The 18,777-nt window shown below is 71.4% G+C and carries 17 protein-coding genes, 1 tRNA gene and 1 pseudogene; 7 read left to right on the forward strand and 12 right to left on the reverse strand.

The genetic code is table 11. The annotated features are described in order from the left end of the window. Nucleotides 1-30: 30 nt before the first annotated feature. Nucleotides 31-822: a response regulator transcription factor gene (locus AB0O21_RS13765; RefSeq protein WP_365170551.1), complete on the forward strand. Its 792-nt coding sequence runs from the start codon at nucleotides 31-33 to the stop codon at nucleotides 820-822. On the opposite strand, the gene AB0O21_RS13770 is transcribed toward AB0O21_RS13765, so the two are convergent. Beyond that, complete coding sequence (locus tag AB0O21_RS13770; protein ID WP_365170553.1) at nucleotides 781-1,278, reverse strand: MarR family transcriptional regulator; 498 nt, start codon at nucleotides 1,276-1,278, stop codon at nucleotides 781-783. The genes AB0O21_RS13765 and AB0O21_RS13770 overlap by 42 nt on opposite strands. A 161-nt stretch (nucleotides 1,279-1,439) precedes the next feature. Here AB0O21_RS13770 and AB0O21_RS13775 point away from each other — a divergent pair, with 161 nt between their 5' ends. Further along, entirely contained in the window at nucleotides 1,440-2,297 is an 858-nt protein-coding gene (locus tag AB0O21_RS13775; RefSeq protein ID WP_365170556.1) for a trans-aconitate 2-methyltransferase, read from the forward strand. A 2-nt stretch (nucleotides 2,298-2,299) separates the two neighbouring features. Next, the gene (locus AB0O21_RS13780; protein ID WP_365170559.1) at nucleotides 2,300-2,692 is read left to right on the forward strand and encodes a VOC family protein; all 393 of its coding nucleotides are present in this window, start codon (nucleotides 2,300-2,302) and stop codon (nucleotides 2,690-2,692) included. Between the two features lie 79 nt (nucleotides 2,693-2,771). On the opposite strand, the gene AB0O21_RS13785 is transcribed toward AB0O21_RS13780, so the two are convergent. Together AB0O21_RS13785 and AB0O21_RS13790 are read right to left on the reverse strand one after the other, a co-directional pair. Next, nucleotides 2,772-3,446, reverse strand: a complete 675-nt coding sequence (locus AB0O21_RS13785; protein ID WP_365170562.1) for a TetR/AcrR family transcriptional regulator — start codon at nucleotides 3,444-3,446, stop codon at nucleotides 2,772-2,774. Beyond that, nucleotides 3,443-4,423: an acyl-CoA desaturase gene (locus AB0O21_RS13790; protein ID WP_365170565.1), complete on the reverse strand. Its 981-nt coding sequence runs from the start codon at nucleotides 4,421-4,423 to the stop codon at nucleotides 3,443-3,445. The genes AB0O21_RS13785 and AB0O21_RS13790 overlap by 4 nt, the downstream gene beginning before the upstream one ends. A gap of 324 nt (nucleotides 4,424-4,747) precedes the next feature. Between AB0O21_RS13790 and ppc the strand changes: the two genes are divergently transcribed. Next, on the forward strand, nucleotides 4,748-7,495 hold the full coding sequence (gene ppc / locus AB0O21_RS13795; protein WP_365170568.1) for a phosphoenolpyruvate carboxylase: 2,748 nt from the start codon (nucleotides 4,748-4,750) through the stop codon (nucleotides 7,493-7,495). A 73-nt stretch (nucleotides 7,496-7,568) separates the two neighbouring features. Here ppc and AB0O21_RS13800 read toward each other — a convergent pair whose 3' ends face one another. The 7 genes from AB0O21_RS13800 to AB0O21_RS13830 form a co-directional block, all read right to left on the reverse strand. Next, complete coding sequence (locus AB0O21_RS13800; protein ID WP_365170571.1) at nucleotides 7,569-8,324, reverse strand: LPXTG cell wall anchor domain-containing protein; 756 nt, start codon at nucleotides 8,322-8,324, stop codon at nucleotides 7,569-7,571. Nucleotides 8,325-8,512: 188 nt separating this feature from the next. Then, entirely contained in the window at nucleotides 8,513-9,106 is a 594-nt protein-coding gene (gene pth / locus AB0O21_RS13805) for an aminoacyl-tRNA hydrolase (protein ID WP_365170574.1), read from the reverse strand. Between the two features lie 101 nt (nucleotides 9,107-9,207). Beyond that, nucleotides 9,208-9,795, reverse strand: a complete 588-nt coding sequence (locus AB0O21_RS13810) for a 50S ribosomal protein L25/general stress protein Ctc (protein ID WP_365170577.1) — start codon at nucleotides 9,793-9,795, stop codon at nucleotides 9,208-9,210. A 174-nt stretch (nucleotides 9,796-9,969) separates the two neighbouring features. Next, nucleotides 9,970-10,947: a ribose-phosphate diphosphokinase gene (locus tag AB0O21_RS13815; protein WP_365170579.1), complete on the reverse strand. Its 978-nt coding sequence runs from the start codon at nucleotides 10,945-10,947 to the stop codon at nucleotides 9,970-9,972. Nucleotides 10,948-11,081: 134 nt separating this feature from the next. Beyond that, on the reverse strand, nucleotides 11,082-12,530 hold the full coding sequence (gene glmU, locus AB0O21_RS13820; RefSeq protein ID WP_365170582.1) for a bifunctional UDP-N-acetylglucosamine diphosphorylase/glucosamine-1-phosphate N-acetyltransferase GlmU: 1,449 nt from the start codon (nucleotides 12,528-12,530) through the stop codon (nucleotides 11,082-11,084). A 123-nt stretch (nucleotides 12,531-12,653) separates the two neighbouring features. Further along, nucleotides 12,654-12,724 (reverse strand) — tRNA-Gln (locus AB0O21_RS13825). 11 nt (nucleotides 12,725-12,735) lie between these two features. Continuing rightward, the gene (locus tag AB0O21_RS13830; protein WP_365170585.1) at nucleotides 12,736-13,641 is read right to left on the reverse strand and encodes a hypothetical protein; all 906 of its coding nucleotides are present in this window, start codon (nucleotides 13,639-13,641) and stop codon (nucleotides 12,736-12,738) included. Nucleotides 13,642-13,772: 131 nt separating this feature from the next. On the opposite strand from AB0O21_RS13830, the gene AB0O21_RS13835 reads away from it, so the two are divergent. Continuing rightward, nucleotides 13,773-15,038, forward strand: coding sequence for a histidine kinase (locus AB0O21_RS13835; protein ID WP_365170588.1), 1,266 nt, complete (start codon nucleotides 13,773-13,775; stop codon nucleotides 15,036-15,038). Between the two features lie 160 nt (nucleotides 15,039-15,198). Here the strand turns inward: AB0O21_RS13835 and AB0O21_RS13840 are convergent, their stop codons facing one another. Together AB0O21_RS13840 and AB0O21_RS13845 are read right to left on the reverse strand one after the other, a co-directional pair. Further along, nucleotides 15,199-15,708, reverse strand: coding sequence for an SUKH-3 domain-containing protein (locus AB0O21_RS13840; RefSeq protein WP_365170591.1), 510 nt, complete (start codon nucleotides 15,706-15,708; stop codon nucleotides 15,199-15,201). Nucleotides 15,709-15,710: 2 nt separating this feature from the next. Beyond that, nucleotides 15,711-16,283, reverse strand: coding sequence for a YwqJ-related putative deaminase (locus AB0O21_RS13845; RefSeq protein ID WP_365170594.1), 573 nt, complete (start codon nucleotides 16,281-16,283; stop codon nucleotides 15,711-15,713). Nucleotides 16,284-16,512: 229 nt separating this feature from the next. Between AB0O21_RS13845 and AB0O21_RS13850 the strand changes: the two genes are divergently transcribed. Together AB0O21_RS13850 and AB0O21_RS13855 are read left to right on the forward strand one after the other, a co-directional pair. Continuing rightward, nucleotides 16,513-17,508 carry an SMI1/KNR4 family protein gene (locus AB0O21_RS13850; RefSeq protein ID WP_365170597.1) on the forward strand — a complete coding sequence of 332 codons (996 nt, stop codon included), beginning with the start codon at nucleotides 16,513-16,515 and terminating at the stop codon, nucleotides 17,506-17,508. 7 nt (nucleotides 17,509-17,515) lie between these two features. Continuing rightward, a pseudogene (locus AB0O21_RS13855) lies at nucleotides 17,516-18,777 on the forward strand (hypothetical protein); the annotation flags it as partial.

The raw sequence follows: 18,777 nt of genomic DNA on the forward strand, positions 1-18,777 counted from the left end.
GTCGTCCGTTCCCCTACCCTTGGGGGTTTTGTGGCTCGTATCCGGGTTCTCGTCGTCGACGATCACCGCATCTTCGCCGAATCGCTCGCAGCCGCGCTCGCGGCCGAGCCGGACGTGGACGTGTCCGCGGCCGGCAGCGGTCCCGCCGCCCTGCGCTGCCTCGAACGCGCGGTGGCCGAGGGCCGCCGCTTCGACGTCCTGCTCGTCGACGCCGACCTCGCCGCGGTGGCGGCCGGCGCCGGCGCCCCGGGCGGCGTGCCCGCCCAGCGGGAGTCCGGCTCCGGGGCGCCGCCGCCGGGCCCGGACGGCATCGCCCTGGTCGCCACGGTGCGGGTCGCCCACCCCGGGGTGCGCACGGTCGTCCTCGCCGAGCGCGACGACCCGCGCAGGGCCGCGCACGCGCTCCAGGCCGGCGCCTCGGGCTGGGTGGCCAAGGACTGCTCGCTCTCGCGGCTGCTGGCCGTCATCCGGGGGGTCCTGCGCGAGGAGACCCACCTGCCGCCCGCGCTGCTCACCGGGGTGCTGCGCGAGCTGACGGCCGCGCGCAAGCACCGTACGGACAGTGAGCGGCTGGTCGAGTCGCTGACCCCGCGCGAGCACGAGGTGCTGCGCTGCATGGTGGCCGGGCTGGGCCGCAAGGACGTGGCGGCGCGGCTGTTCCTGTCCCCGCACACGGTCCGCACGCACATGCAGAACGTGCTGGGCAAGCTGGGCGTGCACTCCACCCTCGCCGCGGTGGCCCTGGCCCGGCGGGCGGGCGTACGGCCGGCGGATCTGGGGCTAGCCGGGGATGTTGTCGAACGGAGCGGTCAACTGGCGTAGCAGGCCCGCGAGATCGACGCGCTCGTTCCGCGAGAGCTGGGCGAGGATCGCCCGCTCCTGGGCCAGCAGGCCGGCGAGGGCCTGGTCGGCGCGGTCGCGGCCCTCGGGGGTGAGCCGCACCAGGACCCCCCGGCGGTCGCTGGGGTCCGGGAGGCGTTCGACGAGGCCCTTCTTGGCGAGCCGGTCGATGCGGTTGGTCATGGTGCCGGAGGTGACCAGAGTCTGGGTCAGGAGCTGGCCGGGGGAGAGCTGGTAGGGCGCTCCGGCGCGGCGCAGCGAGGTGAGTACGTCGAACTCCCAGGGCTCCAGGCCGTGCTCCGAGAAGGCCAGCCTGCGGGCCCGGTCGAGGTGGCGCGCGAGCCTGCTGACGCGGCTGAGCACCTCAAGCGGTTCCACGTCGAGGTCAGGGCGCTCCCGGCGCCATGCCGCTACCAGTCGGTCGACCTCGTCCTCCATGCCGATCAGTGTAAGGGGTCTGTCGACATGAAGTCTCTTCACGTCGAGTATCTCGACCACGATTATCTTGACGTCGAGATATAATTGCGGCGACCATGGGGCATGGAGCGTCCCGGAACTGATTCCGCTTCCGACCGCCCCGCCAGCAGGGAGGCTCGAACATGTATTCCGATACGGCACGCGCCGGGACCCCCACGTCCACAGCGCCGTCCGCCCCCACATGGGATCCCCAGCAGTACCTCCGGCACGCCGGCCACCGCACCCGCCCCTTCCTCGACCTGCTGACCCGCATACCCGAACTCCCCACCAGCCCCGCCCGCATCGCCGACCTCGGCTGCGGCCCCGGCAACGTCACCGCCCTCCTCGCCGGCCGCTGGCCCGACGCCCGGATCACCGGCTTCGACCTGTCCCCCGAAATGCTCCACCGCGCCGACCAGGAATACGCGGGCCCCACCGCCGGCGGCGGCCGCCTCGACTTCCAGCACGCGGACCTCGCCTCCTGGCTGCCCGACCAGCCCTACGACCTGATCGTCTCCAACGCCGCCCTCCAGTGGGTCCCCAGCCACCCCGGCTCCTTCGGCACCTGGATCAACGGACTGCGCCCCGGCGGCACCTTCGCCTTCCAGATCCCCGGCAACTTCCACGCCCCCAGCCACGCCCTGCTCGCCGAACTCTGCGACACCCCGCGCTGGCGCGCCCGGCTCGCCGGCCACGGCGCCCGCTACCGGCACTTCCTCGAACCCGCCGAATACCTCGCCCGGTTCACCGAACTCGGCTGCGCCGCCGACGTCTGGGAGACCACCTACCACCAACTGCTCCAAGGCCCGGACCCGGTGCTCGACTGGGTCAAGGGCACCGCCCTGCGACCGGTCCTCACCGCCCTGGGCGACGACGAGGAGGCCGTCGGCGCCTTCCTCGCCGAATACCGGGAACTGCTGCGCGACGCCTACCCGACCGGCCCGCGCGGCACCGTCTTCCCCTTCCGCCGCATCTTCGCCGTAGCCCGCAAGGAGGCCTGACCATGCTGATCGCCGTGGACCACGTCCAACTCGCCGCGCCGCCCGGATCGGAGGACCGGCTCCGCGCCTACTACACCGACGTCCTCGGGATGACGGAGATCCCCAAACCGCCCGCCCTCGCCGCACGCGGCGGCTGCTGGTTCGCCGCCGGGCCCGTACAGCTGCACCTGGGCGTCGAAGAGGACTTCAGGCCCGCACGCAAGGCCCATCCGGGGCTACGGGTGAGCGGCATCGTGGAGTACGCGAGCAGACTGGAGGAGCGCGGAGCCAAGGTCGTCTGGGACGACAACCTGCCGGACCACCGCCGCTTCTACTCCGAGGACCCGGTGGGCAACCGGCTCGAATTCCTCGAACAGCACAGCCTGGAACCGCTCACGCAGGAATCCTGCGCCTAGGACGGCGCACGGCACCACGCGACGGCGCCCCGCCACCGGAACTCCGGTGACGGGGCGCCGTCGCGTACGGGGTACGGACTCAGCTCTTGCGGCGGCCCACCAGGTGCGGCTTCGACTCCAGCCCGTCCAGGCCGTGCCAGGCCAGGTTCACCAGGTGCGCGGCCACCTCCGCCTTCTTGGGCTTGCGCACATCCAGCCACCACTGCCCGGTCAGCGCCACCATCCCGACCAGCGCCTGCGCGTACAGGGGCGCCAGCTTCGGATCGAAGCCCCGGGCCTTGAACTCCAGGCCCAGGATGTCCTCGACCTGCGTGGCGATGTCACTGATCAGCGAGGCGAAGGTGCCGGTCGACTGCGCGACCGGCGAATCGCGCACCAGGATCCGGAAACCGTCCGTGTACGACTCGATGTAGTCGAGCAGCGCGAACGCCGCCTGCTCCAGCAGCTCCCGCGGGTGCCCGGCCGTCAGCGCACCCGTCACCCCGTCCAGCAGCTGGCGCATCTCCCGGTCCACGACGACCGCGTACAGGCCCTCCTTGCCGCCGAAGTGCTCGTACACCACAGGCTTGGACACCCCGGCCTTCGCCGCGATCTCCTCCACCGAGGTGCCCTCGAAGCCCTTCTCCGCGAACAGCGTCCGGCCGATGTCCAGCAGTTGCTGGCGCCGCTCCGCGCCCGTCATCCGGACCCGGCGGCCGCGCCTGGGCTTGTCGCTGCTGGAGTTGCTGCCGTCGATCGCCACGTCCCCCATCATGCCGCGTTCGGCTCGGATTCCCTGCGCCGGGCTTCGATCCGGGACGCCGACGGCCAGCGCACGTCACTGGCCCAGCCCAGCTGCTCGAACCAGCGGATCAGCCGGGCGCTGGAATCGACCTGGCCGCGCAGCACACCGTGGCGGGCCGACGTCGGGTCCGCGTGGTGCAGGTTGTGCCAGGACTCGCCGCAGGAGAGCACCGCCAGCCACCACACGTTGCCCGACCGGTCACGCGACTTGAACGGACGCTTGCCCACCGCGTGGCAGATCGAGTTGATCGACCACGTCACGTGGTGCAGCAGCGCGACCCGCACCAGCGAACCCCAGAAGAACGCCGTGAACGCGCCCCACCACGACATCGTCACCAGACCGCCCACCAGCGGCGGCAGCGCCAGCGAGAACATCGTCCAGAAGATGAAGTCGCGCGAGATCCGCCGGATCGCCGGATCCTTGATCAGATCGGGCGCGTACTTCTGCTGGTCGGTCTGCTCCTCGTCGAAGAGCCAGCCGATGTGCGCCCACCACAGGCCCTTCATCAGCGCCGGCACCGTCTCCCCGAACCGCCACGGCGAATGCGGGTCACCCTCGTGGTCCGAGTACTTGTGGTGCTTGCGGTGGTCGGCCACCCACCGCACCAGCGGCCCCTCCACCGCCATCGACCCCATGATCGCGAGTGCGATGCGCAGCGGCCGCTTCGCCTTGAAGGAACCATGGGTGAAGTACCGGTGGAAGCCGATCGTGATCCCATGGCAGGCCAGGAAGTACATGAAGACCATCAGGCCGAGATCCAGCCAGCTCACCCCCCAGCCCCAGGCCAGCGGAATCGCCGCCAGCAGGGCCAGGAAGGGAACGGTGATGAACAGCAGGAGAGCGATCTGCTCGATCGAGCGTTTGCTCTCGCCGCCGAGAGTCGCGGACGGCACAGGCCCGTCGGAGGTCGCCGAGGCGTCCTCGATCAGATCGGGGCTGATGGTCATGGGTGTCCCCTGAGGGTGAGAAGTCGGCAGGGCCGTAGGTTACGGACCCGTAACCTACGGCATCGTAAGTATGGCAAAGCCGCGGCCCGAGACAACAGGAGCGCGACCGGGGCGTGCGAAGGCACCCGACGCCCCGCCCGCGAGCCGCCCACTTGCCGTCTGGTGAGACATTTGCCCAGGCACACGCGCGGGACACCTATCCTGTTGCCGTCGGACAGCGCGGTCCGCACGGGCAGCCCGAGCTGCGCATCAGGAGCGGCGACGCCGCGCGCCGTCGGGAGCCCACCGCCCAGTAGCGCTCGAACACTGCAAGGAGCCGCACCTGTGAGCAGTGCTGACCAGGTCCCCGCCCACACCGCCGACGCCGCGAACGCAGAGCTGCGCGCGGACATCCGCCGCCTCGGCGACCTCCTCGGAGAGACGCTCGTCCGCCAGGAGGGCCAGGACCTACTCGACCTCGTCGAACAAGTGCGCGCACTCACCCGCACCGACGGCGAAGCCGCCGCCACCCTCCTCGGCGACACCGACCTGGAGACCGCCGCCAAGCTCGTACGCGCCTTCTCCACCTACTTCCACCTCGCCAACGTCACCGAACAGGTGCACCGCGGCAAGGAACTGCGCGCCCACCGCGCCGCCGAAGGCAGCCTCCTCGCCCGCACCGCCGACATGCTCAAGGACGCCGACCCCGAGCACCTGCGCGAAACGGTCAAGAACCTCAACGTCCGGCCCGTCTTCACCGCGCACCCCACCGAAGCCGCCCGCCGCAGCGTCCTCAACAAGCTGCGCCGCATCGCCGCCCTCCTCGAGGAACCCGTCACCGGCGCCGGCGACCGCCGCCGCCACGACCTGCGCCTCGCCGAGAACATCGACCTCGTCTGGCAGACCGACGAGCTCCGCGTGGTCCGCCCCGAACCCGCCGACGAGGCCCGCAACGCCATCTACTACCTCGACGAGCTGCACGCCGGCGCCGTCGGCGACGTCCTCGAAGACCTCGCCGCCGAACTCCAGCGCGTCGGCGTCGAGCTCCCCGCCGGCACCCGCCCCCTCACGTTCGGCACCTGGATCGGCGGCGACCGCGACGGCAACCCCAACGTCACCCCCGAGGTCACCCGCGACGTGCTGATCCTCCAGCACGAGCACGGCATCACCGACGCCCTCGAACTCATCGACTTCCTGCGCTCGCTCCTCTCCAACTCCATCCGCTACACCGGAGCCACCGAGGAACTCCTCGCCTCCCTCCAGGCCGACCTCGAACGCCTCCCCGAGATCAGCCCCCGCTACAAGCGGCTGAACGCCGAGGAGCCGTACCGCCTCAAGGCCACCTGCATCCGGCAGAAGCTCCTCAACACCCGCGAGCGCCTCGCCAAGGGCATCCCCCACGAGGAAGGCCGCGACTACCTCGGCACCGCCGAACTCCTCACCGACCTCACCCTCATCCAGACCTCCCTGCGCGAACACCGCGGCGCCCTCTTCGCCGACGGCCGCATGGACCGCACCATCCGCACCCTCGCCGCCTTCGGCCTCCAGCTCGCCACCATGGACGTACGCGAACACGCCGACGCCCACCACCACGCCCTCGGCCAGCTCTTCGACCGGCTCGGCGAGGAATCCTGGCGCTACGCCGACATGCCCCGCGACTACCGGCAGAAGCTCCTCGCCAAGGAACTCCGCTCCCGCCGCCCCCTCGCCCCCACCCCGGCCCCCCTCGACCCGGCCGGCCACAAGACCCTCGGCGTCTTCTCCGCCATCAAGGACGCCTTCGAGAAGTTCGGCCCCGAAGTCATCGAGTCGTACATCATCTCGATGTGCCAGGGCGCCGACGACGTCTTCGCCGCCGCCGTCCTCGCCCGCGAAGCCGGCCTCATCGACCTCCACGCCGGCTGGGCCAAGATCGGCATCGTGCCGCTCCTCGAAACCACCGACGAACTGCGCGCCGCCGACGTCATCCTCGGCGACATGCTCGCCGACCCCTCCTACCGGCGCCTCGTCTCCCTCCGAGGCGACGTCCAGGAGGTCATGCTCGGCTACTCCGACTCCTCCAAGTTCGGCGGCATCACCACCAGCCAGTGGGAAATCCACCGCGCCCAGCGCCGACTGCGCGACGTCGCCCACCGCTACGGCGTCCGCCTGCGCCTCTTCCACGGCCGCGGCGGCACCGTCGGCCGCGGCGGCGGCCCCTCCCACGACGCGATCCTCGCCCAGCCCTGGGGCACCCTCGAAGGCGAGATCAAGGTCACCGAACAGGGCGAGGTCATCTCCGACAAGTACCTCGTCCCCTCCCTCGCCCGCGAAAACCTCGAACTGACCGTCGCCGCCACCCTGCAGGCCTCCGCCCTGCACACCGCGCCCCGCCAGTCCGAAGAGGCCCTCACCCTCTGGGACGCGGCCATGGACATCGTGTCCGACGCCGCCCACGGCGCCTACCGCGCGCTCGTCGAGGACCCCGACCTGCCCTCCTACTTCTTCGCCTCCACCCCCGTCGACCAGCTCGCCGACCTCCACCTCGGCTCCCGCCCCTCCCGCCGCCCCGACTCCGGCGCCGGCCTCGACGGCCTGCGCGCCATCCCGTGGGTCTTCGGCTGGACCCAGTCCCGCCAGATCGTCCCCGGCTGGTACGGAGTCGGCTCCGGCCTCAAGGCCCTGCGCGAGGCCGGCCAGGAGGACGTCCTCACCGAAATGGGCCAGCGCTGGCACTTCTTCCGCAACTTCCTCTCCAACGTCGAGATGACGCTGGCCAAGACGGACCTGCGGATCGCCCGCCACTACGTCGACACCCTCGTCCCCGACGAGCTCAAGCACGTCTTCGACCGCATCGAGGCCGAACACGAGCTCACCGTCGCCGAAGTCCTGCGCATCACCGGAGGCGACAAGCTCCTCGACTCCCAGCCGGTGCTCCAGCAGACCTTCGCCGTACGCGACGCCTACCTGGACCCCATCTCCTACCTCCAGGTCTCCCTGCTCGCCCGCCAGCGCGCCGCCGCGGCCCGCGGCGAGGAAGCCGACCCGCTCCTCGCCCGCGCCCTCCTGCTCACCGTCAACGGCGTGGCCGCCGGCCTGCGCAACACCGGCTGAGCCGCCCCCGGACACGCGAAGGCCCCCGCACCGAAGCCGACGGTGCGGGGGCTTTCCCGTACGCCCTACGCGACTACCGCGCGCGCCGACGCCGCACCACGAGCACCCCGCCCGCGGCCACCAGCGCGGCGGCCAGCGCCGAGAGCAGGGCCACCGGCAGGTCCGCACCGGTGTCGGCCAGGTCGCCGCCTCCGCCCGTCACCGGAGCCGGGGAACTCGCTGTCGAGCTCGGCGTGCCCGAACCGGACGGCGTGGAGCCGCCGCTCCGGCTCACCGACGCCGAGGGGCTCGGGGAAGCCGACTTGGAGGCCGACGGGGAGGCCGACCGGGACGGCGACGGCGAGGCCGAGGCGGAGCCCGACGGCGTCTTCGACGGAGTGCCGGACGGCGTCTTCGACGGGGTGGGGCTCGGCGTCACCGAAGCCGGGCAGGTGTGCGACAGGTTGAACCACTCCACCGAGCCGCCCTCGACCACCGCGGACGCGGCCGTCAGCTTGGCACCGGCCGCGGAGGCCGCGTAGGCGTGCTTCCCGGTCGGCGGACCGAAAACGGTGATCACCTGCGTACCACCCGGCTCGAAGGTCACCGTCAGCTTCTTGAACACGGTGGTGTTGCCCGGCAGCACGAAGTGCCAGCCGTCCTTCGACGCGGGAACGCCCGCGCACGCCGCTTCCTTCTCACCGTAGGAAGCGGCGGTGATGGGCACCGGCTGGTGCAGGGGGATCGTGTACGAGTCGATCGCGGAAGCGGGCACGGCACTGGCGGCGAGCACGAGGGAAGCCGCGGCCGGGACCGCAATCACCGCCCAACGCTGGCTGAAAACGTGCATGGGGCACCTCTGGCACAGGAGGGGGAAGCGGGCCGTGGGGGTGGCGCCGCCCAGCTTGCTGACGCCGCCCCGGCCCGGTCAAGAGGTACCGCACAGTATTTATGTGACCTTGGGGTCGACTGCGCCGTTTGTCCCCTGCCCGTCGTGGCGATCGTTTCACGCCACCGACCCGACCGCCCCGCCCCGGCCTAGGAGTTGTACGCCGACTGCGCGCGCTCCAGACCCTCCGTGATCAGGCACTCCACCGAGTCGGCCGCCCGGTCCACGAACCAGTCCAGATCCTTGCGCTCCGTCGAGGAGAAGTCCTTCAGCACGAAGTCCGCGACCTGCATACGGCCCGGCGGGCGGCCGATCCCGCAGCGCACCCGGTGGTAGTCCGGACCCATCGACTTCGTCATCGACTTCAGACCGTTGTGGCCGTTGTCCCCGCCGCCCAGCTTCAGCCGCAGCGTCGGGTAGTCGATGTCCAGCTCGTCGTGGATCGCCACGATCCGGTCCAGCGGCACCTTGTAGAAGTCGCGCAGGGCCGTCACCGGGCCGCCCGACAGGTTCATGAAGGACATCGGCTTCGCCAGCACCACACGGCGGTTCGCCGGACCGGGAGGACCGATACGGCCCTCGACCACCTGGGCACGCGCCTTGTGCGCCTTGAACTTGCCGCCGATCCGCTCCGCGAGCAGGTCCGCCACCATGAAACCGATGTTGTGCCGGTTCCCGGCGTACTCACCACCCGGATTGCCCAGGCCCACGACCAGCCAGGGAGCCGCCGCGTCGTCCGACATCACTGTCTCCTTACCGCCTTGAGAACGAAGACGACCGCCGTCCCGCTCCAGTGGAGCCGGACGGCGGTCGGTCAGCAACTGCTGAGGGGTGAAGGCGAGGCTCAGGCCTCGGTGCCCTCGGCCGCGGCCTCGGCGGCCGGCTCCTCGGCCTGCGGGGCGACGACCTGCAGGACGGCGGTCTCACCGTCGACGGCCAGGGTGGTGCCGGCCGGCAGGACCAGGTCGGAGGCGTGCACCGTGGCACCGGCCTCCAGGCCCGCGATCGAGACGGTGATCTCGGTCGGGATGTGGGTGGCCTCGGCCTCGACCGAAACGGTCGACAGCAGGGTCTCCAGCAGGTTGCCGCCGGCGGCCAGCTCGCCCTCGGTCACGACCGGAACGTCGACGGTGACCTTCTCGCCCTTCTTGACGATCAGGAAGTCGACGTGGGAGATGGAGCGCTTCAGGGGGTGCTTCTGAACGGCCTTCGGGATGACCAGCTCGGTGCCGTCGCCCGCGATGTCCAGGGAGATCAGGACGTTCGGGGTACGCAGCGCCAGCGCCAGGCCGTGGGCCTCGACGTTGACGTGCTTCGGGTCGTTGCCGTGACCGTAGATGACACCGGGAACCAGGGCGTCGCGACGGGCCTGGCGGGCAGAGCCCTTGCCGAAGGTGTCACGGAGCTGGGCGGAAAGCTTGACCTCGGACATGTTCACTCCTCGTGGGGTGACGGAAAACGGACAGAGTCACCCGGCCGAAACGGCCTGCTACGAAGAGCGCGTCGATAACGGAGTGCCCGCACACAAAAGTGCGGCCTCCCTCGCCGAGCAACTCAAGGAGTCTACCCGGCGGGGAGGCCGCACTCAAAAGGATCTTCTACGGTGCTACGCCTGCTCTTCGAACAGGCTGGTGACCGAACCGTCCTCGAAGACCTCGCGCACCGCGCGCGCGATCATCGGGGCGATCGACAGCACCGTGATCTTGTCGAGCTCCAGGTCCGACGGGTCCGGCAGGGTGTTCGTGAACACGAACTCGCTGACCTTGGAGTTCTTCAGGCGGTCGGCCGCCGGACCCGACAGGATGCCGTGCGTGGCCGTCACGATGACGTCCTCCGCACCGTGCGCGAACAGCGCGTCGGCAGCGGCGCAGATCGTGCCACCCGTGTCGATCATGTCGTCGACCAGGACGCAGACGCGGCCCTTGACCTCACCGACGACCTCGTGGACGGTCACCTGGTTGGCGACGTCCTTGTCACGGCGCTTGTGCACGATCGCGAGGGGCGCGTCCAGGCGGTCGCACCAGCGGTCGGCGACGCGCACGCGGCCGGCGTCCGGGGAGACGATCGTCAGCTTCGAGCGGTCCACCTTGGCGCCCACGTAGTCCGCGAGGACCGGCAGGGCCGACAGGTGGTCCACCGGGCCGTCGAAGAAGCCCTGGATCTGGTCCGTGTGCAGGTCGACCGTCAGGATGCGGTCGGCACCCGAGGTCTTCAGCAGATCGGCGACCAGGCGGGCCGAGATCGGCTCGCGGCCCTTGTGCTTCTTGTCCTGGCGGGCGTACCCGTAGGACGGGACGATCACGGTGATGGAGCGTGCCGACGCGCGCTTCAGCGCGTCGATCATGATCAGCTGCTCCATGATCCACTTGTTGATCGGAGCCGTGTGGCTCTGGATCAGGAAGCAGTCCGCGCCACGTGCCGACTCCTGGAAGCGGACGTAGATCTCACCGTTCGCGAAGTCGAAAGCCTTGGTCGGCACGAGGCCGACACCGAGCTGGTGCGCGACCTCCTCGGCCAGCTCGGGGTGGGCGCGGCCGGAGAAGAGCATCAGCTTCTTCTCGCCGGTCGTCTTGATCCCGGTCACAGCACTGTCTCCTCAGACGTGTTGAAAGCTGCTCGCCCCCATGTGCGTCCGTCCCGCACACGGTGAGCCAGCCGAATTGGGTGCACCTATCACGGTACGCCGTCCTGAACGTACCCGTTTCCGGTCAGTTCACCTCAACGGGCGTCGGAGTCCACCTGGACTGCCGATTGAGCCGCCGTCGCCGAGGCGCTTCCCGGACGCTTCCGGGCCACCCAGCCCTCGATATTCCGCTGCTGGCCCCGGGCCACGGCCAGCGCGCCGGGCGGCACGTCCTTCGTGATCACGGACCCGGCGGCCGTGTAGGCACCGTCCCCGATGGTGACCGGTGCCACAAACATGTTGTCCGACCCCGTCTTACAGTGCGAGCCGACGGTGGTGTGGTGCTTGTGCTCGCCGTCGTAGTTCACGAAGACGCTCGCCGCGCCGATGTTGGTGTACTCGCCGATCGTGGCGTCGCCCACGTACGACAGGTGCGGCACCTTCGTGCCCTCGCCGATCGTCGCGTTCTTCATCTCCACGTACGTGCCGGCCTTCGCCTTCGCGCCGAGGTCCGTACCGGGACGCAGGTACGCGAACGGGCCCACGCTCGCGTGGGGGCCGACGATCGCGCCGTCCGCCACCGTGTTGTCCACGCGGGCCCCCGCACCCACCCGGGTGTCCTTGAGGCGGGTGTTGGGGCCGACCTCGGCGCCCTCGGCGATGTGCGTGGCGCCGAGGAGCTGGGTCCCCGGGTGGATCAGGGCGTCCTGGCCGAAAGTCACCGTCACGTCGAGGAAGGTGCTGGCCGGGTCGACGACCGTCACGCCCGCGAGCATGGCCTGCTCCAGCAGGCGCGCGTTCAGCAGCGCGCGGGCCTCCGCCAGCTGCACGCGGTTGTTGATCCCGAGGATCTGCCGGTGGTCGGCGCCGACGGCCGCGCCGACGCGGTGGCCGGCCTCGCGCAGGATGCCGAGGACGTCGGTGAGGTACTCCTCGCCCTGGCTGTTGTCCGTACGGACCTTGCCGAGCGCGTCGGCGAGCAGGGCGCCGTCGAAGGCGAAGACCCCGGAGTTGATCTCCCGGATGGCGCGCTGGGCGTCGGTGGCGTCCTTGTGCTCGACGATCGCCTTCACGGCGCCGCTCTCCGCGTCCCGGACGATGCGGCCGTAGCCGGTGGAGTCCGGCACCTCGGCGGTCAGCACGGTGACGGCGTTGCCGTCGGCGGTGTGCGTGGCCGCGAGCTGCGCGAGGGTCTCCCCGGTGAGGAGGGGGGTGTCGCCGCAGACGACGATCACGGTGCCGTCGGGCGCGCCGCCGAGCTCTTCGAGGGCCATCCGGACCGCGTGCCCGGTGCCGTTCTGCTCGTACTGGACGGCGGTGCGGACGCCGGCGTCGATGCCGGCGAGGTGCGCGGTGACCTGCTCACGGGCGTGCCCGACGACCACGACGAGGTGGGCGGGGTCCAGCTCGCGGGAGGCGGCGACGACGTGACCGACGAGCGAGCGCCCGCAGATCTCGTGCAGAACCTTCGGGGTCGCGGACTTCATGCGGGTGCCCTCACCCGCTGCGAGGACGACGACGGCTGCCGGGCGGTTGGCGCTCACGGGTGTGCCCTTCGGCTTCGGGGGTGGACCCGTGAAGGATACCGGGGCGTTAAGGGGCGGAAACGAGGGCGGGTCCCGACCGTGGAGATCAGGACCCGAATCTGAGCATCAGTGTTCTGTGAGCTCCCGGAGAAGGATTCGAACCCTCATTCAATGGACCAAAACCATTTGTCCTGCCCTTAGACGATCCGGGATGGTTCGCCCCCTATGTCCGATTCTGTTGATCGGCTTCGGACACAGCCCCTACTATGCCGCACCACCAGCCCTCAATGCGACGATACAGATCCGCACTTTTGAGCACCCGAACGGCAAGGCAGCCGCGGTACTCCTCGCCGGTGTTCTTCCTGCGGGTCCTCGGGTTGTGGCGTTTGAGCGTGGTCTTCGTGAACTGTGACGGATCGGCGCCGACGAAGTCGGCCCAGAACCCTTCCGCCTCCGCGATGTCGGCACTCTCGTGAATCATCAGGAAGTAGCGAACGTGCTGCTGCTCGACGCCGAGGAGGCGGAGCCAGGCGAGGTAGACGCCGATCATGCCGGGGTCGCTGTTCACGAACACGGCCCGCTCGCGCCGGTCGTACGGCTTGTCCTTGCTTCCCTCGGCCCAGTACAGGCCGACTCCGAGGACGAACAGCTCGCGATCGGAAAGGGCCCCGATTTCCGATGCCGCCTGTTCCTTGATCCGGCTTCTTTCGGTATCGCGCAACTGAAGGGTTCGTTCCCAGCCCCGCTTCGCGATGGCGGAGGCCTCTTCGGGGCTGCGTCGGCGCTCCGGTTTCGGGAGGTCGCGGACCCAGAGGGAGATCGAGCTCTTCGAGCAGCCCAGCTCCAGCTGGATCTGGTCGTACGTCATGCCCTGGAGGCGGAGTTCGCGGGCCCTCGCGCGGAGGTCGTCCTTCGCGTTCGGCCGCTTCGTCCACTCGGGCGGCGGCTCGCCCTCCAGGAGGCGGTTGAGGATGTCGTTGTTGTGGACGGCCAGGCGGTCGCGGATCTCGCGGCGGCTGAGGCCCTCCCGGCGCAGGGCCACCGCCTGCTCGCGGAGGGCTTCGAAGGTCGCGGTGCCCTGGCGGAGCCCGCCGGTGCCGTCGCCGGGGCGACGTCGGATTTCGGTCATGGCTTCAATGTCGTCCGGAATGCAGGATTCAGGTCCCGGATAACGGACGATTCAGCCGTGCGTGCGATTACCGGGGGTTTGCGGGAAATCCGTTCGGCCCTGTGCTGGGGCCCCTGCGTACGCTGGACGGCATGACCAGTACGGGGGATGTGGAAGGCCGCGCTGGGCCGCCTGTGTGGTGGTGGGTGCGGCGGCGGGATGCCGTGGTGGATGTGGCGCTCGGCGTGGCGTCCGCGATTGAGTGCGGGTGGGAGGGGGTCGGCTTCGCCGCGGAGGCGGGGGTGCCGACCGCGGTCGGGGTGCTGTTCGGGCTGGTGGTGGGGTCCGCGCTCGTGGTGCGGCGGCGGTGGCCCGTCGCCGTGGTGCTGGTGGGGATCGGCGTCACGCCGGCCGTGATGGGCTTCCTGCTCGGGGTGGTGGGGCTGTACACGGTGGCTTCCTCCGAGGTGCCCCGGCGGATCACCGCCACGCTGACCTCGATGGCGCTGGCCGCGACCTTCGCCGTGATGTACCTGCGGACCCGGGGGGACGTGGCGGCCGGCGGCTCCTTCGTGCTGATGCTGTCCGTGTTCGTGGCGGTGGCGCTGACCGTGCCGCCGGTGCTGTTCGGGTTGTACATGGGGGCCCGGCGCCGGCTGATGGAGAGCCTGCAGGAGCGGGCGGACTCGCTGGAGCGGGAGCTGTCGCTGCTGGCGGACCGGGCCGAGGAGCGGGCCGAGTGGGCGCGTACGGAGGAGCGGACCCGGATCGCGCGGGAGATGCACGACGTGGTGGCGCACCGGGTGAGCCTGATGGTGGTGCACGCGGCCGCGCTGGAGGCGGTGGCGGCGAAGGATCCGGCGCGGGCGGTGAAGAACGCGGCGCTGGTGGGTGACATGGGGCGGCAGGCGTTGACGGAGCTGCGGGAGATGTTGGGGGTGCTGCGGCGGGAGGAGCCGGCGAGGCCCGACGTGGCTGCCGCTGCCGTGCCGGTGGCGCTGGTGGGGGGTTTCGAGGACGGGCCCTCGCTGGCGGAGCTGGAGGCGCTGGTCGGGCAGTCCCGGGTGGCCGGGATGGCCGTGGAGATGCTGGTGCAGGGGGAGGTGTCCGGGTACCCGGCGGAGCTGGAGCAGACGGCCTACCGGGTGGTGCAGGAGGCGCTGACCAACTGCCACAAGCACGCGCCGGGCGCGCGGGTCGTCGTACGGCTCGCGCACCGGGAGGGGGAGGTGGCCATGCAGGTGGAGAACGGGCCGTGTGACGGGCAGGCGCCGCAGCCGGGGCTTCCCAGTGGGGGGAACGGGCTCGTGGGGATGCGGGAGCGGGTGCTGGGGCTGGGCGGGGTGTTCGTGTCGGGGCCGACGGATGGGGGCGGGTTCAAGGTGTCGGCGGTGCTTCCCGTGGGGGCGGCGCGGTAGGTCGGGCAGGGCTGGGGGCTGGTTGCGCCGGGGCCGGGCGCGCGGTGTGCGGTCGGGTGCGGCGCCGTTGCCGGGGGCGCTGCCCCCGGGCCCCCGCGCCTCAAACGCCGGCGGGGCTGGGTTTTGCCCGGCGGGGCCGGATCCGCGCGGCGGGGTCGGGTCAGGTCGTGGTGAGGCGGGTGGGCTGGAGGCCCGTGAGGAGGAGGGTGAGGGCCTCGTCCGTGTCGGAGCCGAGGTACCAGTCGCCACTGTGGTCGATCCCGTACACGCGGCCCTCGCGGTCGATGGCGAGGTGGGAGCCCGCGTCGGCCTCGACGCCGAGGGGGCAGAGCTCGCTGGACAGGGCGCGGCCGAGGTCGGCGAAGGTGCGGGCCAGGTGCAGGCCCGTGAGGGGGTCGAGGCGGAGCGTCGTGGGCGCTATCTGGCGGCCCGGTCCGGGGGCGGAGACGGTGAGGCCGCCGAATTCGGCCCAGGCCTCGACGGCGGCGGGGAAGACGGTGTGCCGGTGGCCGGCGGGGGTGGTGTGGTCGCGCAGGGCGTCGGCCCAGTACTCGGCCTGCTTGATGTCCCAGCGGCCGGGTTCCCAGCCGGCTGTGCGCAGGGCGGAGTCCACGGCGACGGGGAAGCGGGTGGCCGAGGAGCGGTCGTAGGAGGCGGAGGCGGTGGTCATGGCTACTCGGCTGGGGTGAGGTCGACGGGGCGTACGCCGAAGTGGGCGAGGAGGGGCTCGCAGGAGCGGCAGGGGGCTGCGTAGCTGCCGTGGAGGGGGTCGCCGTCCTCGCGGATGCGGCGGGCGGTGATCTTCGCGTGCTTGAGGGAGCGGCGGGCCTCGCTGGGGGATAGGGGCTTGCGGGAGGCGCGCTTGGAGCGGGCGCCCTCGATGGCCGTCAGGTGGCGGGAGATGAGGATGGCCTCGGGGCAGCGGCCGGTGAAACGTTCGCGCTGGCCGCTCGTGAGGGTGTCGAGGAAGTCCTGTACGAGGGGGTGGAGCACGGGTGGCTGGTCGGCCTTGCCGGCGGTGCCGGTGAGGGTTTCGCCGCGTACGGAGAGGGCTGCGGCGACCGTGGGCAGGATGCCGTCGCGGCGGAAGCGCAGGACGGGTACGGCGGGGCGGTCGCCCGCGCTGCTCCAGCGCAGGCGTGGGTCGCCGGCGGGGCCGCCGGGGTCGGTGGCCGGGGCGGTGGCCGAAGTGGCGGCCGGGCCGGTGGTGTCGGCCGGATCGGTCCGTGTTGCCGTGTTCTGCATGGTTGCGCCTTCCCTCCCGTGGCCGCGGTGGTAGCCGCTGTGCGCACGCCCCCGTGCTGCGGGGACAGCCTGCCAAATGTCACCTGTCATGCGGAAGCGGGGTCGAATATTCGTATCAATTCGGATGTTCCCGGCCCTCGCGGGGGTGTGCCGGTCGCGCGCGGGTGACGCTCTTGCCCCAGCGCATAGGCTGTGGTGAACCAGCCAGATCCAGCAGGGGGCTACCGCCATGACGACAGGTCGGCTCGGGCAGCAGGCCGCGCCACCCAACGCCGCTTACTCGGGGCAGGTCGTGCACTTCCCGGACCCGGTCCGGGCAGCTCGGCATCCCCACGGTGTGCGGATGGACGCCAACGGGCATCCGGACTTCTCCGCGTACGCGCGCGCGGCGGTGGAGATCGCCGAACCGCCGGAGGGCTTCGGCGTCGACGAGTTGCGTCTGACGGACGTCGTGTCCGCGAACGCCGCGATGAAGGCGGCCGGGCACGAGTTGTGGGACACGGTCGGCGAGGTCGCGACCCCGCACGGCTGGACCTGGCACCACGTGGCGGGCTCGCGGCGCATGGAGCTGGTCCCGGTCGAGGTGAAGGCGTTGCTGCGGCACCACGCCGGGCTGGCGACGGCTCCGGTGGACCACGAGAAGCGCGGGACGCGGCCGTTGCAGGAGGTGCGCCCGGTGCACATGGGGCTGCCGAAGTCGGTGGTCTCGGTGTCCGAGTCGCAGGTGCAGGGCGTCGAGGAGGACCTCGGCTACCGGTTGCCGGAGCCGTACCGCTCGTTCCTGAAGGCGGCGGGCGGCTGCGCGCCGGTGGGCGCGGGTCTGGACGTGGACCTCGGACTGCTGGTGGACCAGCCGTTCTTCACGGTGCGCGAGGAGGCGGCGGTCAACGACCTCGTCTACATCAACAAGTGCCTGCGCGACCACCTGACGAAGGACTACCTCTGCGTGGGCTTCGCGCAGGGCGGACTGCTCGCGGTGAAGGTCAAGGGCGAGTCGATCGGGTCGGTGTGGTTCTCCCCGTACGACGACGCGCGCGACCGGGACGGATGGTCCGTGCAGGAGCGCGTGGAGCGGCTGTTGCTGCCGTGCGGCGGTGATTTCGACGCCTTTCTGGAGCGGTTGGCGGGCAATCCGCCGGAACTGGAAACGGTGGCCGGTCTGATGGTGGACGGCGGATTCGCACGCTCGGTTCCCGTGTCGGGTCCGGCACGGGTGGAGGGGTGATAGCGCGATGGTGACGTTCGCGCAGGCGCAGGAGCGCGCCGAGGAGTGGATCAACGGGGACGTTCCCGCGTACCAGCACCGTGAGGTGCGCGTACGGGAGTTCGGACTCGGGTTCGTGGTGTGGGCGGAGGACCGCGCGGCCGGTCCGGTGTCCGGTGGTGGGCGGCAGCGGCTGGTCATCGCGCGGGACAGCGGGGAGGTCACGCTGTGGCCGGGGCTGCCGGTGGGTGAGGTGATCCGCCGGTACGAGGAGGAGTACGGGGCCGCTGCGGCGGCGTCGGCTTCGGAGGCCTCGGTGCCGCCGCCGCGGATCGACTCGGAGCAGACCTCGTTCATGCTGAGTCCGCCGGAGTGGCTGCAGGAGGCGGCGGACCGGGCGGGGATTCCGCCGGCCGTGACGCCTTCGCCGGAGCCGGTGTCGGCCGCGTCGCCCGCTCCCGCTCCCGCTCCGGCTCCCGCTTTCGCCGAGCCCGTTGACGCCGTGCCGGCTCCGGCGCCCGCTCCCGTTCGGGCCCCGGAGCCCGTGGACGCGGTGCCGCTGCGGCGCGGGGGCGAGATCCCGTACGAGCCGACCGCCAACGACGGAGTGCCGGCCGGGGCCACCCCGTGGGCCGGGACCGATGTGAATCCCGGCTCCGACGATGCTTCCGTGCCGCTGCCGGCGACCGTGTTCGCGCCGCCGCTGTCCGGGTCGGACCTGGACGACGCGCCGTCCCCCGGGGTGGCGGCCGAGGCGAAGACCACGCTGATGCCGGGCGGCAGCCAGCTGCCGAGGACCGCGGTCGTGCCGGCGCTCGGGGCACAGGCGGCGGACATCGCCGACGCGCCGACGAGCAAGGCACGGATCTCCCGCCCGGGCGACTCCGCCGGGGGCGCCGATGGCGCCGCCGGGCCGGGTGCTCCGGGTGTTCCCGGCGCGCCGGGTGCGGGTCAGCCGCCGGCGCCGCCCGGTCCGCCGAACCCGCCGGCTGCTCCCAGGTCGCTGGGTGGCGGGCTGGATCATGCCGCGACGATGTTGGCCGGTCCCGCTGTGACGGGTCAGCCGCCGGCGCCTCCTGGTCCGCCGGGGGCTCCGCGTGGCGGGGTTCCGCAGCCGCCCGGTCCGCCCGGTGCTCCTGGTGCGGGGTCGCTCGGTGGTGGGCTGGACCATGCGGCGACGATGTTGGCCGGTCCTGCTGTGACGGGTCAGCCGCCGGCGCCTCCTGGTCCGCCGGGGGCTCCGCGTGGCGGGGTTCCGCAGCCGCCCGGTCCGCCCGGTGCTCCTGGTGC

It is taken from the genome of Streptomyces sp. NPDC091371 (assembly GCF_040684275.1).
In the GTDB taxonomy this organism is placed as follows: domain Bacteria; phylum Actinomycetota; class Actinomycetes; order Streptomycetales; family Streptomycetaceae; genus Streptomyces.